Origin of the sequence: Shewanella sp. DW31 (assembly GCF_015767295.1) — a bacterium.
Lineage (GTDB): Bacteria > Pseudomonadota > Gammaproteobacteria > Enterobacterales > Shewanellaceae > Shewanella > Shewanella oncorhynchi.
Genome location: NZ_JADWMP020000022.1, coordinates 22,114 through 36,318 on the forward strand (window position 1 = coordinate 22,114; position 14,205 = coordinate 36,318).

At 48.0% G+C, this 14,205-nt stretch carries 12 protein-coding genes; 3 read left to right on the forward strand and 9 right to left on the reverse strand.

Annotated features, from left to right (window positions below):
• The first annotated feature begins 12 nt into the window (after positions 1–12).
• Positions 13–891, forward strand: coding sequence for an EamA family transporter (locus GWI56_RS16970; protein ID WP_198573582.1), 879 nt, complete (start codon positions 13–15; stop codon positions 889–891).
• A gap of 119 nt (positions 892–1,010) precedes the next feature.
• Positions 1,011–1,535, forward strand: coding sequence for a lipocalin family protein (locus GWI56_RS16975; protein ID WP_198573583.1), 525 nt, complete (start codon positions 1,011–1,013; stop codon positions 1,533–1,535).
• 187 nt (positions 1,536–1,722) lie between these two features.
• Here GWI56_RS16975 and GWI56_RS16980 read toward each other — a convergent pair whose 3' ends face one another.
• Together GWI56_RS16980 and GWI56_RS16985 are read right to left on the reverse strand one after the other, a co-directional pair.
• Positions 1,723–3,315: an ABC-F family ATPase gene (locus GWI56_RS16980; protein WP_081729050.1), complete on the reverse strand. Its 1,593-nt coding sequence runs from the start codon at positions 3,313–3,315 to the stop codon at positions 1,723–1,725.
• Positions 3,316–3,697: 382 nt separating this feature from the next.
• The gene (locus GWI56_RS16985) at positions 3,698–5,932 is read right to left on the reverse strand and encodes a heavy metal translocating P-type ATPase (protein WP_198573584.1); all 2,235 of its coding nucleotides are present in this window, start codon (positions 5,930–5,932) and stop codon (positions 3,698–3,700) included.
• 155 nt (positions 5,933–6,087) lie between these two features.
• Here GWI56_RS16985 and GWI56_RS16990 point away from each other — a divergent pair, with 155 nt between their 5' ends.
• Entirely contained in the window at positions 6,088–6,549 is a 462-nt protein-coding gene (locus tag GWI56_RS16990) for a MerR family DNA-binding protein (RefSeq protein WP_242068428.1), read from the forward strand.
• A 33-nt stretch (positions 6,550–6,582) separates the two neighbouring features.
• Here the strand turns inward: GWI56_RS16990 and GWI56_RS16995 are convergent, their stop codons facing one another.
• The 7 genes from GWI56_RS16995 to GWI56_RS17025 form a co-directional block, all read right to left on the reverse strand.
• Positions 6,583–8,631, reverse strand: coding sequence for a prolyl oligopeptidase family serine peptidase (locus GWI56_RS16995; RefSeq protein WP_198573585.1), 2,049 nt, complete (start codon positions 8,629–8,631; stop codon positions 6,583–6,585).
• Positions 8,632–8,709: 78 nt separating this feature from the next.
• Positions 8,710–8,952 (reverse strand): hypothetical protein, encoded by a 243-nt coding sequence (locus GWI56_RS17000; protein ID WP_028760560.1) that lies wholly within the window; start codon positions 8,950–8,952, stop codon positions 8,710–8,712.
• Between the two features lie 215 nt (positions 8,953–9,167).
• Positions 9,168–9,926 (reverse strand): SDR family oxidoreductase, encoded by a 759-nt coding sequence (locus GWI56_RS17005; protein WP_011846385.1) that lies wholly within the window; start codon positions 9,924–9,926, stop codon positions 9,168–9,170.
• A 24-nt stretch (positions 9,927–9,950) separates the two neighbouring features.
• Positions 9,951–10,853 (reverse strand): 3-hydroxyisobutyrate dehydrogenase, encoded by a 903-nt coding sequence (mmsB, locus tag GWI56_RS17010; protein WP_173245769.1) that lies wholly within the window; start codon positions 10,851–10,853, stop codon positions 9,951–9,953.
• 134 nt (positions 10,854–10,987) lie between these two features.
• The gene (locus tag GWI56_RS17015) at positions 10,988–12,157 is read right to left on the reverse strand and encodes an enoyl-CoA hydratase/isomerase family protein (protein WP_198573586.1); all 1,170 of its coding nucleotides are present in this window, start codon (positions 12,155–12,157) and stop codon (positions 10,988–10,990) included.
• Entirely contained in the window at positions 12,157–12,930 is a 774-nt protein-coding gene (locus tag GWI56_RS17020; RefSeq protein ID WP_198573587.1) for an enoyl-CoA hydratase, read from the reverse strand. The genes GWI56_RS17015 and GWI56_RS17020 overlap by 1 nt, the downstream gene beginning before the upstream one ends.
• Before the next feature lie 59 nt (positions 12,931–12,989).
• Positions 12,990–14,147 carry an acyl-CoA dehydrogenase family protein gene (locus GWI56_RS17025; protein WP_198573588.1) on the reverse strand — a complete coding sequence of 386 codons (1,158 nt, stop codon included), beginning with the start codon at positions 14,145–14,147 and terminating at the stop codon, positions 12,990–12,992.
• Between the last annotated feature and the right edge of the window lie 58 nt (positions 14,148–14,205).

Here is a 14,205-nt window from a genome sequence, read left to right on the forward strand (position 1 = left end):
TACAGGTTGCCTATGCCAAGCTCAGCTTTAGCTATCATTTTTGCCCTATTGGCGGCCATTCTTATGGGCACTATCGGTGTATTAGCGCGCTTTGCCGCCCTGCCCGCCGAACACATTACCTTCTACCGCTTACTGCTCGGTGCCCTATTTCTATTGGCTTATATGCTGCTCACAGGTAAAGGCCATCAGATTCGCCATAAACCCAGCAAACGAACCTTAGTGAATGGCGCTATGCTCGCGGGTTTTATGGCGTTTTATATTGAAGCCATTCAGTACACCCAAATGGCCAAAGTAATCATGATTATTTACTTAGCCCCTGTGGTGTCGGCTATTTTCGCCCATTATTTCTTTGCCGAGAAACTCACCCGCTTAAGCATGGCAAGCGTGGTCGTCGCGCTGGTGGGCTTTATGTTAATGAACCCAACAGGGCCGCAGCAAGCGAGTAATCACACTGAATTATTAGGTTATTTTTATGCCCTACTCGCCTTATTAACCTACTGCGGTTTTATGTTAATCAATCGAAAACCTAGCCTGAGTTCGCCCTATCAAAGCACTTTAGTACAGCTTAGTGTCGGCGCTTTGTGCCTACTGCCCTTAGTGATAAATGCACCGCTGACGCCAAGTTTGCCGCAAATGGGTTGGTTAATTGCGATTGGATTCTTCCCCGGATTTTTAGCCATTTTGCTGGCGGTAAAAGCCCTGCGGCAATTGCCTGCAGTCACTTTTGGCACCCTCGCCTATGTGGAACCTGTTATCGTAGTGACGTTAGCATGGTGGATATTTGGTGAAACCTTAAACCCAATGCAATTAATCGGTGTCGGCTTAATTCTTCTGGCCGGCATTAGCCAAGGCTTTATCAGTCAGCGCAACGTATTGATTACGAGCGGCTAACCAACAACACTTTGCCAAGTTGCTGAAATAATGTGAAGAAAATAGTGTAAGCTCGACAGAGGATTGATTGAACATTGCACCGAAGACGTGCGACTAAGACTTAAGATCAGGAGGTCAAATTGAGAAAGCTACTGTTAGTCATCTGTATATTTTTGCTCAGCGGTTGCTTAGGCATGCCTAAACTTGTTCAACCCGTGAATGATTTTGAGCTGAATAAATACTTAGGTAAATGGTACGAGATTGCACGATTAGATCATTCATTTGAAAGAGGGTTAAGCCAAGTTAGCGCAGAATACAGCCTGAAAGAGGATGGTGGTGTTAGGGTCATTAACCGTGGATTTTCAGCGGCTAAAAATGAATGGAAAGAAGCCGAAGGAAAGGCCTATTTTGTGAATGGGGACTCAGAAGGCTATTTGAAAGTCTCCTTCTTTGGGCCATTTTATGGATCGTATGTGGTCTTCGAATTAGATCATGAAAACTATCAATACGCTTTTATATCGGGACCCGACACGGGTTATTTGTGGCTATTGGCTAAAACCCCGACTGTGCCACCCGAGGTGCTGCAAAAGTTTGTTGAAATGTCTAAAGCCCGCGGCTTTGATACCGACAATTTGATTTATGTGCAGCAAGAGTCAGCGCCCTAACGAGTGCCGCCAATGCGCTAAAATCGAGTGCGCGAAAAGCTAATCGCTAGATAAAAGACAACCAATGGATACAAAAACGCCGCAATACATTGCGGCGTTTTTATTGATGCTGCATTTAGCTGCACTGTATTTAAATGCATGTATTTAAATGCATGTATTTACACATGCAGCTAAATAACAAATAGCGTTAGACTTCGATGCCTTTGCTGGCAAGGAACTCATCATAAGTGCCTCTGAAATCATTCACGCCTGAGTGAGTGACTTCAAGGATACGGTTTGCCAGAGACGATACGAATGCACGGTCATGACTCACGAAAATCAAGGTCCCTTCGTACATTTCCAGCGCGTTGTTTAGTGATTCAATCGATTCCATATCCATGTGGTTGGTCGGTTCGTCGAGCACTAAAATGTTGGCTTTTTGCATGATGAGCTTGCCGAATAACATACGACCTTTCTCACCACCAGACAGCACTTTGACTGACTTTTTAATGTCGTCAGAGCCAAATAACATACGGCCTAAGATGCCACGTACCGATTGGTCGTCATCTTCTGGCTTGCGCCATTGGCTCATCCACTCGAACAAGGTCATTTCGTTAGCGAAATCAGACTCATGATCCTGTGCATAATAACCAATATTAGCGTTTTCAGACCATTGGATAGTACCTGCATCCTGCGGGATGTCATGGATCAGGGTACGTAACAGGGTTGTTTTACCGACGCCGTTTTCACCCAATACCGCAATGCGCTCGCCCACTTCAACAATTAAGTTTAAGTCTTTGAATAACGGAGTGTCGTAGCCTTTAGTTAGGTTTTCAATCACTAAGGCATTACGGAACAATTTCTTCTCTTGCTCGAAACGAATGAAGGGGTTCACACGGCTAGAGGCTTTTACTTCATCTAACTTAATCTTGTCGATTTGACGGGCACGAGATGTGGCTTGTTTCGCTTTAGAAGCGTTAGCCGAGAAGCGTGCTACGAAGGTTTGCAGTTCAGAGATTTGGGCTTTTTTCTTCGCATTATCAGACAATAAACGCTCGCGAGCTTGAGTCGCTGCTTGCATGTATTCGTCGTAGTTACCAGGGTAAACACGCAGTTCGCCGTAGTCTAAGTCAGCCATGTGCGTACAGACTGAGTTTAAGAAATATCTATCATGGGAAATAATCACCATAGTACTGCTACGTTGGTTCAACATGTCTTGTAACCAACGGATAGTGTCGATGTCCAAGTTGTTGGTCGGTTCGTCGAGCAGCAGCACGTCTGGATCAGAGAACAGGGCTTGTGCTAACAATACACGCAGTTTTAAACCCGGTGCGATTTCAGACATCAAACCAAAATGGCTTTCAATACCGATACCTACACCTAACAGTAATTCGCCTGCACGGGATTCGGCGGTATAACCGTCCATCTCAGCAAAATCCATCTCTAGGTTGGCGACGGTAATGCCATCTTCTTCACTCATTTCGGGTAAAGAATAAATACGGTCACGTTCTTGCTTTACCTTCCACAGTTCGCGGTGGCCCATGATCACGGTATCGATCAGGTTGAATTCCTCATAACCGAACTGGTTCTGGCTTAATTTACCCAGACGCTCATTCACATCTAACGAGACGTTACCGCTGCTAGGGTCTAGATCACCACACAGGATCTTCATGAAGGTCGATTTACCACAGCCATTCGCGCCGATAAGACCGTAACGGTTACCACCGCCAAATTTAACTGAGATGTTTTCAAACAGCGGCTTAGCGCCGAACTGCATGGTGATATTTGCTGTTGTGATCAAAATGAACTTCCAAATCGAGTAATGTTGGCCGAGCCCGCTGGCGCCGCTTTAAATAAGCATAAACCAAATAACGCTATGCCGAAGGGGTAAAAATAAACGTGGCACTATAGCAGTTTGGGCTAAATTATCAACTAAAAAGGCGGCTAGAAAGCCAGAGGGAATGCCGAAATCGCCGCACTATGCCTGTATGAGAAGCGTAATTAATTTTACCCTATTGACTTAGCTTTCAATGTATTCGAGCAGAATGACAATCTGATGACCCTTAGCGTCGTAAAGCTTGCCGACGCTAAGGACTTATGTGGTAAGTGCTAATGTGGACATAGCCCTAAGCTAACTCAAGATACCCGTTTCAACATTTTAAGTTAGCTTAGGTATCGACAACTTATAACTTCTGTCGTCTTAAGCGGTTGGCGTTCGTGACGACAGTCAGTGAAGATAAGGCCATGGCGGCGCCAGCGATCACAGGGCTTAATAACATGCCCGTAAGTGGATAAAGCACGCCCGCCGCAACCGGAATACCCAAACTGTTATACACAAAGGCGCCGAACAGATTCTGCTTAATATTGGTAATCGTCGCCCGCGACAATGCCAATAAGTTAGCAATCACTATCAATTGCTGCGACAACAAGGTGATGTCCGCACTTTCAATCGCCACCTCAGTGCCCGATCCCATCGCGATCCCCACATCGGCGCTCATTAGAGCTGGCGCATCATTAATGCCATCCCCAACCATAGCCACCACATGCCCTTGCTTTTGTAAATCCAGCACATGTTGTTGTTTTTGCTCGGGCAGTACGCCGGCAATCACTTCGGTGATGCCCACTTGGTCGGCCACCGCCTGCGCCGTTTGTGGGTTATCCCCCGTTAACAGCACCACGCGAATGCCCCTTTGCAGCATGGCCGCAATGGCTTCTTTGGCATCGGGTTTAATCGGATCTGCCAGCGCGATAGTGGCCACTAACTTGCCCGCTTTAGCGACATAAATCGGGGTTTTACCTTGATTTGCAAAACTTAATGTCGCCTTAGGATCTAAGGCACTGCCATCGGAATTGACAATCTCCAATGCCGTCATCAAGGCGAGATTACCAATCGCCAGCGATACGTCATCGACCTTGCCCTCAATCCCCTTACCTTGATGGTTCGTAAATGCCTGTGTGTCGGGCAATTGCGTCAGTGATTCCTTGGCATAACTGACAATCGCCCCCGCTAACGGATGCTCAGAGTGCTGCTCAAGACTCGCAATTTCGCCCAGCAAGGTTTCTTTATCTGCATCACTCAGCGTTTGCACTAATACAAAGTCAGTGACTTGCGGCTTGCCTAAAGTGACAGTGCCGGTTTTATCCAGTACCACACAATCGACTTTACTGGCGGTTTGCAACGCTTCGCCATTTTTAACTAACACGCCCATTTGGGCGGCGCGGCCCACAGCCACCATGATAGACATAGGTGTCGCCAGCCCCAACGCACAGGGACAAGCTATGATAAGCACACTCGTCAGCACCACTAACGCATGGCTTAAGGCGGGCGCTGGACCTGCAAAATACCAAATAGCCGCCGCCAGCAGCGCTATCGCCACCACAGTCGGGACAAATACCGCTGAGATCTTATCGGCCAATCGACCTATGGGTAATTTTGACGTTTGTGCCTGTTGCACCAGTGCAATGATTTTGGCGAGTTTGGTATCTTGTTGTCCCGCCGTCACTCGGTAAACTAGGCTGCCATTGCCGTTGACTGTGCCCGCGCTCACACTGTCTCCCCGATTTTTAAGTACAGGAATAGGCTCACCTGTGAGCATGGCTTCATCGAGTAGGGATTGTCCCGTTTCGACCTCACCATCAAGGGCAACTCGGTCACCGGGGCGCAAACGCAGCTTATCGCCCAGTTTCAACTGACTTATCTCAACCTTTTCATCACCCTTATCCGTGATACGAATCGCAGTAGTGGATTGCAACCCGAGCAGTCGCTGCACCGCTTCGCTGGTTTTGCCCCGCGCTTTAAGCTCGAGTCCATGACCTAAGTTAATCAAACCTAAGATCATCACACTCGCCTCAAAGTACACATGGCGGGTATCCATAGGGAATGCGCTGGGCATAATGACCACCAACATGGAATAAGCCCATGCGGTACTGGTGCCCAGCACAATCAGCGTATCCATGTTGGTGGTTTTGGCTTTGAGCGCCCGCCACATACCTTGATAAAAATGTCCGCCTGTGGTGATGAGTAAAGCCAAAGTGACCAGTCCCATGATGCCCCAGCCTAGCTGCAGATTTGGGCTGTTGATCATCATTTCACCGCCCAGTAATCCCCACAGCATCATGGGCACACCCACAACGAGCGCGGCTATAGCTTGGCGCATCCGCAGTCGATACTCGGCGGCATCTTCAAGGCGTTTTTCTTCGGCGGCGACTTTAGCATCAATAACGACCTGCGCCGGATAACCCGCATTCGCCATCACAGTCAAGGCGGTATCTGCGCTCATCTTGCCTTCTACCGTCACTTGCTTATCGGCGAGATTCACACGCGCTTCGACGCCCTCTTGGGCGGCAAACGCCTTTTCAATTTTTGCGACGCAGCCAGCACAATTCATATTGGCGACATAGAGTCTGGTCATAGACATGGGAGATCCCTCACTTGATGTTTCACACTATAGGTCTAAGATAAAGTCTCCCATCACTGGAGAGTCAAGGATGAATTTGCTCAATGTGATCACATCGACAATTAATTGTTGGGCGAAGTGGGTGATACCATTCAGTTAGAAAAATAGAGGTCAAAATGAAGATAGGTGAAGTCGCGAAACAAACGGGCTTAAGTGTTAAGAGTATCCGTTATTACCATGATATTGGTTTAGTGTGCGGCGAGCGCAATGAGGCGGGTTATCGAGTTTATCGCCATCAAGATATTGAAGCACTTAAGTTTGTGCATCAATGTCGCGACTTAGGTTTTAGACTAGAGGATTGCAAATCCTTGCTTGATCTTAAGGGCAATGAAAGCCGTAATGCCGAGGACGTTAAGCAGCTTACCCAAACGCACCTTGCCTATGTCGAGCAGCAAATCAATAAGCTACAGCAGCTTAGGGCGCAATTACAGCACATGGTGACCCAATGCCAAGGCGGCGATCAGCCCCACTGCGCCATTATCGACAGCCTAAGTCACGAGACTCATGGCAGCCATGAAAATCACAAGAGCCAGCAAAATGCTGGCTCTGAGTGTTGCAGTAAAAGCCAATCGCAATAGTGATGGCCAAGTTCAATAACGGTCAATACCGCGTTATTGACTTCTCACTATAGTTGGCTTTAGCGCCGCGGCGTTATCCAATACCAGTGTTGCAAGCTTACCCGCTGGGGTAAAGTTAAACACTTGCCCATAAAATGCCAGCTCAGTTTCTAATCCTGCGGCCTTGTGCTCAGGTTTCCAACCGCCGTGGGGTTCATCCTGATAAGCGATATAAGCCGTGGGTACGCCTCTCACTTTCAACGCCTCATAAATCTGCCGCGACTGCTGTGGTGGCACGATTTGGTCACGTAATCCTTGAAAAATTAATAAAGGCTCATTCAATCCTTCAAGGTGATGCAGGGGCGACAGTTCCCTATAGCGTGCTTGATTTTCACCATAGGGGCCGATAAGCAGATCTAAGTAGCCAGTCTCGAATTTATGGGTACTCTTGGCGAGCTGTTCAAAGTCACTGATCCCCGCATAGCTCACCCCCGCTTGAAATACATCATAAAATGCCAAGGACGACATCACAGTTAACCCACCAGCGCTAACACCTCGAATCGCCAGCTTTTGTCCATCAACCCAACCTTTATCAACTAAATATCGGGCCGCATTGACCGCATCTTCCACATCAACTTGACCCCATTTTCCGTAGATACTTTGACGGTAAGCACGGCCAAAACCACTGCTGCCACGGAAATTAACATCGAGAACCGCAAAGCCTCGGCTGGTCCAAAATTGAATGTCACTGCGATAAGCCAGACTCGCCCGCGCCGTTGGGCCGCCGTGCAACATTACAATCAAGGGCGGACGGGTATCATTAGGCGCAGTATAGTTGGGGTTAACCGGACCATAAAAATAACCGTAAGCTTGCTGGTTAGCACCTGTTTTAAAAGTAATATTTTTAGCACGGGAGATATAGTTGGGATTAAGTTTTGGTAAGTTAGGGGTATACACCAACTCAGTACCACGACCGATCACTTTATAAATGCCCTTCTCTGGCGTCGCCTTAGCGCCGACAAAATAAACAGCATCTTCCCCTCGGATCACTTGGGTGATTTCACCAAAGTCGACGGCCAAAGATTCGGTCAGGCCTGAATCTAGATGCAGTCGAATTAAAACGGCCTGACTACCAAGCATATAACTGGCAATAATCGTTTTTTCGGATTCAAAGGCATAGTTATGATTGCCTAAATACCAATCAGCCACCGCAAACTCGGCCTTTTTCTTTAGTACTGGGTCTAAGGTATTTAGTGCCGTGACTCGATAGATATTCCACCAGTTACTGATATCCGATACGACATACAATTGCCCATCGGGGCTAAATAACGGCTGCGACACAGAAGAGTCCGCAGGCGTGTTTACCTTACGAATATTGTGTAATTGCCCTTTACGGTCCAGATCCCCAAGCCAGAGCACGCTATTATCCCATGGCATATAGGGATGTTCCCACGTGATCCACGCCAGTTGGCTGTTATCGGGCGAGATGGCTGGCGAAGAAATAAAGTCATGGCCCGAAACAAAGGTATCGCCTTCACCGGCAAAATTAAGATTAATGGTAACAAGACTCGCCTTAGGCTCACCCGCTTGACGATGATCTTCGCGCACACAGATAATCCTCGACCCTTTGGGGTAAGCAATACAATCTGCATGGCGAGTACCATTTGGCGTTAAAGGCAAAGGGGGTTGATTAGGGGCAAAACGATAAAACAGTTGGTCCTGTGCCTTAGTGGCAAACAGACTCTGACCAATCCCCAAAAAGGCGGCACCACCGTATTCATGAACGGCGGATTTAACATTAAACGCAGGCGGCACTATGTCGGTAATTTTTCCACGTTGGTCGAGGCGTTTGATCCCGACTTGGCCTTGTTTTTCACCATCAGATTCAGAGAAATAAATAGCACCATCAACGCTTTGTAACTCAGCCACATTATCGGCCTGCTCAAAAACTTCAGTCGCCGATAGCGGAGACTGCCAACTACCATAGGGCGCAACTATGCGCGCGCCATTATCACTAAGATGCGGCGTCTCTTTGTTCGAGCGCTCGCAAGCACCTAAACAAAATAAGCCCCCCAGCATCCATAAATATCCATGTAGCTTCATTGTTTCTCCCCAATGTTTGCCAACTGCACAAACCGAAACAAAATATGAACTTGCAGAAATGAGTTATGTGTAAATTAGTTATTTTTTAAATTTTTTTAAGAACCAATTTACCACTTGCACTTGTTGTACTTGCGTTAAACCAAAATAAATACACACCCAAGGTGAGATAAGAAAAAACCATGGGATCACGGCCACAGAGCGGCCACTAAAGAGCAGAAAAAAGAAACCGCAATAAATCACAACCAACCCTAAGATACCCACGATCAACATCATGCGCTTAGTGATTTTCTCAAGCCAGTGGGCTTTTTCCTGCCAAGACATCCGGATTTCAAGCTCCATTACATGTGATCAACATGTTTGTAAAGTTATGTAAAAAAACGGGAGAGCGATTGTTGAAGGTTAACAACTAAATGTCAACTCCAACAGTGAAATCTAAATAAATCCGAAAGCTAGGGTATAAGAACCATTATCTTTATTTACCCTATAAAAAAACCGAGCCTAAGCTCGGTTTTTATGCAAATCAATAAGATATCGCTCTAAAGACGGATACCACCATCGATTTCAAACACACGACCGTTAACATAATCGTTTTCAATAATAAAACGTACGGTAGAAGCTATCTCGTCGGCATGACCTAAGCGGCCAACAGGCACGAGTTTCTCTAAACGCTCCAACGCTTCTGGCTTCATTGCCGCCGTCATCTCGGTCGCAATCACACCTGGTGCTACGGCTGCACTACGGATATTGTAGCGCGCTAACTCCTTCGCCCAGCCAACAGACATAGCCGCAACACCCGCTTTTGAGGCCGCGTAATTTGATTGGCCCATATTACCCGCCTTAGCAAGGCTAGAGATGTTAACAATCACCCCCGCTTGACCCGATTCAATCATGGCCGCTGCGGCCTCACGGCCACAAAGGAAACTGCCGGTCAGGTTCACATTGATCACCGATTGGAATTGCTCGTAAGACATACGATCAGTGACTTTGCCGTCTTTGGCTTTGACTAACATGCCATCACGCAGAATACCGGCGTTGTTCACTAACACGTTCACTTGACCAAAATCTTCGAGAATATAGGCAAAACCCGCGACGACATCTTCTTCGTCGGTAATGTCTAAGGCATAACCTTGAACTTCAGTGTCCGATCCAAGCTCAGCGCAGGCTCGCTCGAGTTTTTCTTGGTCCACATCGATAAGCGCTATCTTAGCACCCGCCTGCGCAAAATTTTGCGCCATTGCTAAGCCTAAGCCACCCGCGCCGCCAGTAATGACGACAACCTTATCTTTTAAATCCATCTGGTGATCCCTTGTTATCTGTGTCTATTTTTTAAGTGGTGCAAATTGTTCAAATATACTGGAAAAATCTCGGCGACCATTGCCTTGTCTTGCATGATTAACATACAAGCTGCGGGCTAAAGCGCCCATTGGCGTGCTAGAGTTGCTCAATAATGCAGCTTCTTGTGACAGACCGAGATCTTTGACCATCAAATCTACCATAAAGCCACCCTGATAGCCCTTAGAAGAAGGCACTGTTTCCATCACGCCTGGGCAGGGATTGTACTTCTCTAGCGTCCAGTTTCCGCCACTGCTGACCTTCATAATATCGGATAACACTTTGGGATCGAGACCATGATCGACGCCCATTTGCAGGGCTTCGGAAGTACCGACCATCAACACAGATAACAGCATGTTATTGCAGATTTTAGCGACTTGCCCCGCCCCTGGACCGCCTGCGTGGAAGATATTCACACCCATAGCCTTAAGTACGGGCTGCGCACGTTCAAAAGCGTTATCCGAGCCACCACAAATAAAAGTTAAAGTACCCGCCGCCGCGCCTGCCGTGCCGCCAGAAACTGGTGCATCCATAAATTCGATGCCGCTTTTAGCCGCTTCGGCCGCCACTAATTGTGCGCTTTGCGCATCGATGGTTGAACAATCGATGAGCAAGGTATCACCCGCAACCACTTCAAGCAGACCTTTGTCTGTTCCATTGCCTAAATATAAACTTTTCACATGCTTGCCCGCAGGCAGCATAGTAATCACCACTGTTGCGCCCGCTGCAGCGCCGCAGGCTGTACTTGATACTAAGGCGCCTTTTTCAGCCAATTGCTGCATAGCTTCTGGGACTAAATCAAAGACGCGAACCGTCATGCCTGCTTTTAATAAATTGGCCGCCATTGGGCCGCCCATATTACCTAAACCGATAAAGGCTACTGTACTCATGCCATCACTCCTGTGTTGTTCTTTTTAGTGTTGTGATAATACTATCAAATTGATTATGCTGACTTTATCACAGAGTAAAGCGAGCTTGGCTAAGCAGATAAACACAGCGCTTAGCCAACTCGGCCCTTAAACGCTTAACTCAGTTGGTTAAAGGGATGCGCCTCGCCCCATGGGGAAGCCAATATTTGCTCAAGTACCGCTGTGGGTACTGAGTTAACATCCTTAAAACGCCATTGCGGTTTCTTGTCTTTATCAATCAAGAGTGCACGAACGCCTTCGCAGAAATCACCGTGGGCACACACGTTAACACTCGCGGTTAACTCCCATTTGAAACATTGAGCTAAGCTTAGCTTAGTCCCTAACTGCCCTTGGATATAAACCAAGTGCCAGCTGATAGGGCTACCCGCAAGGAAGGTGTCCCGCGCTTTCATTAACCACTTTTCTTCCGATACCAAAGTTGACATGCGTGCTGCAATATCCTGCAGACTGCCCGCCATAAGCCTATCAATTATGTCTTGGCTTTCGGCTAATACACTGTCGCCCTTCGGAATATCCACTTGATTAGACAGCTCGTTGATCATGCTATCTAAACGTTGATGATTAAGTGCTGGCGTATCACTCCAATCTAAGGTTGCCATGGCATCAAACATCAGCTCTTTGTCGTCACGGTTCAGGTAATGATCCGCAAGGCCCACATAACAGGCATCGGCGGCATTGAGTTGATAGGCGGTCAATCCCAAAAACAATCCCATCTTGCCCTGCATACGATTAAGGAAATAACTGCCGCCCACATCGGGATACAGGCCGATAGTCACCTCTGGCATAGCGATACGCGAGGTTTCGGTAACGACTCTGTGGCTCGCGCCCGCCATCAAACCGAGGCCGCCGCCCATGACTATGCCATCGCCCCACACCAACACAGGTTTGCCAAAGGTATGCAGTAGATAATCGAGGCGATATTCCTCTTCGAAGAAAACCTTTGCTTCCTCAGTCACTTGCCCATTAGCGGCAATGGAAGCATGGTATAAAGCGCGCACATCACCCCCGGCACAAAATGCCTTCTCACCGCTGCCATCTAATACGATGCAAGCGATAAGGGGATCTTTCTTCCACAGATTAAGCTGCGCCGTCATAGCGCGCACCATGCCTAAATCTAAGGCATTGAGGGCTTTTTCCACATTGAGTGTGACCACCCCAACCAATTTGCCAGAAGCAGTGGCTAAGGTTTGAAAAACCACATTTTGTGTGGTCTTGACCTGATTTGCGACATGCTCGACCACGTCATTATCTACTACATTCGTCATTAGCGGTTTCTCCACTCAGCTTTACGTTTCCCTAAAAACGCATTCACGCCTTCGGCCTGATCTTCAGTATCAAATAATCCGACAAATAACTCACGCTCAATCGGTAGCGCTTGGCTACGCGCCATAGTGCGCCCCGCTTGAATAAGCGTCTTACACGCAGTCACGCTGCTTGGGCTTTGATTCGCCACTTTGACGGCTAAGGCAATTGCCGCATTAAGCGCTTCGCCAGTGTCGACCACTTCTTCCACTAAACGTAGATTCAATGCCTGAGTCGCATCGATACGCTCGCCGCATAAAATCATCCGCTTAGCCCAACCTTCACCGACGAGTGCGGTCAGATTTTGAGTGCCACCCGCACAGGGTAATAAACCGACCGTCGCTTCGGGTAATGCCATCACAGCTTGAATTTCGGCGATACGAATATCGCAGGCCAACGCGACTTCTAAGCCGCCGCCCATGGCATAGCCGTTAATCGCGGCAATCGACACACCGCGGAATTGGCTTAAGGTTTCAAAGGCTTCACCAAAATGCTTTGCCATCGTTGCCGCATTACCTTTGTCACCATCGCTAAACAGTTTTAAATCGGCGCCAGCGGAGAAGAACTTTTGCCCTTGGCCAGTTAACACTAAGGCGTAAATCTCTTTATTGGCATTCAGCTCAAGCACTTTGGCTTTAAGCGCCTGCAAACTCTCGGCGGTCCAAGTGTTGGCTGGCGGATTGTTCATGGTCAGAATCGCCGTGTGGTCTTCGATACGTTCAACTAAATATTCCATCTTTATAGACTCCTTTTCAGTTATCGCCGACCTGTAAGTCACGCATATTGCGAGTTGAATTACAGGATTTGTCCTGCATTTTCATCGAGTAAACGACGGGCGATAATTAAGCGCATAATTTCGTTAGTGCCTTCTAAAATCTGGTGTACACGCACATCACGGAAATGACGTTCCAGCGGGTACTCCCTTATATAACCATATCCACCATGAATTTGCAGCGCCGCATCGCAGACTTGAAAACCCACATCAGTGGCAAAGCGTTTCGCCATAGCGCAATAAGCCGTGGCTTCAGGATCACCACTATCGAGTTTAAATGCCGCAAGACGCACCATTTGGCGGGCTGCGACTAATTCTGTCGCCATATCGGCAAGTTTAAATTGCAGCGCTTGGAAAGCCGCTAAAGGTTTACCAAATTGCTGACGCTCATTCATATATTGAGTTGCGCGCTCTAAAGCCGACTGCGCCGTACCCACAGAACAGGTAGCGATATTGATGCGACCGCCATCTAAGCCTTTCATCGCGAACGCAAAACCTTGGCCTTCTTCACCGAGCAAATTCGCTACTGGCACGCGCACGTTTTCAAAGGTGATTTGACGGGTCGGCTGTGCATTCCAGCCCATTTTATCTTCGGCTTTACCATAAATAACGCCAGCGGCATCCGCCGGAATGGCAATCGCCGAAATCCCCTTAGGCCCAGCTTGACCCGTACGGCACATCACGACTAAAAGCTCAGTGGCGCCCGCACCTGAGATAAACATTTTCGAGCCTGAAATCACATATTCATCGCCGTCGCGCACCGCTTTGGTTTGCAAAGATGCAGCGTCCGAACCCGCGCCCGGCTCAGTCAAACAGTATGACGCTAACATCTGCCCTGTGGTTAACGGCTCAGACCAAGTCTGACGCAGCGTTTCAGTGCCCCAAGTCGTCACCATCCAAGTCGCCATATTATGAATGGTCAGCATGGCCGTGGTCGCGGTGCAGCCCTTGGCAAGTTCTTCAAAAATAATCGAGGCATCGAGGCGCGATAAACCCATGCCACCTTCGGATTCTGCCGAATACAGAGAGCAAAAACCCAGCTCACCGGCTTTTTGGATCACGTCTTTGGGGAAATGATGTTCTTCATCCCACTTGGCAGCGAACGGGGTTAATTCTTCCGCGGCAAACTGGCGCGCAAGATCGGCAAACTGGCGTTGGTCATCGTTGAAATTAAAATCCATTGGGCTCTCCTATGACTCTATGGTCACTTTTTTATTGAATAAATTGGGCGCCATAAAG

What these genes read in the sequence shown, in the direction of transcription:
- GWI56_RS16970 (WP_198573582.1), top strand. Translation starts at nt 13, where the DNA reads ATGCCAAGCTCAGCTTTAGCTATCATTTTTGCCCTATTGGCGGCCATT.
- GWI56_RS16985 (WP_198573584.1), bottom strand. Translation starts at nt 5,932, where the DNA reads ATGTCTATGACCAGACTCTATGTCGCCAATATGAATTGTGCTGGCTGC.
- GWI56_RS16990 (WP_242068428.1), top strand. Translation starts at nt 6,088, where the DNA reads ATGAAGATAGGTGAAGTCGCGAAACAAACGGGCTTAAGTGTTAAGAGT.
- GWI56_RS16995 (WP_198573585.1), bottom strand. Translation starts at nt 8,631, where the DNA reads ATGAAGCTACATGGATATTTATGGATGCTGGGGGGCTTATTTTGTTTA.
- GWI56_RS17000 (WP_028760560.1), bottom strand. Translation starts at nt 8,952, where the DNA reads ATGTCTTGGCAGGAAAAAGCCCACTGGCTTGAGAAAATCACTAAGCGC.
- GWI56_RS17005 (WP_011846385.1), bottom strand. Translation starts at nt 9,926, where the DNA reads ATGGATTTAAAAGATAAGGTTGTCGTCATTACTGGCGGCGCGGGTGGC.
- mmsB (WP_173245769.1), bottom strand. Translation starts at nt 10,853, where the DNA reads ATGAGTACAGTAGCCTTTATCGGTTTAGGTAATATGGGCGGCCCAATG.
- GWI56_RS17015 (WP_198573586.1), bottom strand. Translation starts at nt 12,157, where the DNA reads ATGACGAATGTAGTAGATAATGACGTGGTCGAGCATGTCGCAAATCAG.
- GWI56_RS17020 (WP_198573587.1), bottom strand. Translation starts at nt 12,930, where the DNA reads ATGGAATATTTAGTTGAACGTATCGAAGACCACACGGCGATTCTGACC.
- GWI56_RS17025 (WP_198573588.1), bottom strand. Translation starts at nt 14,147, where the DNA reads ATGGATTTTAATTTCAACGATGACCAACGCCAGTTTGCCGATCTTGCG.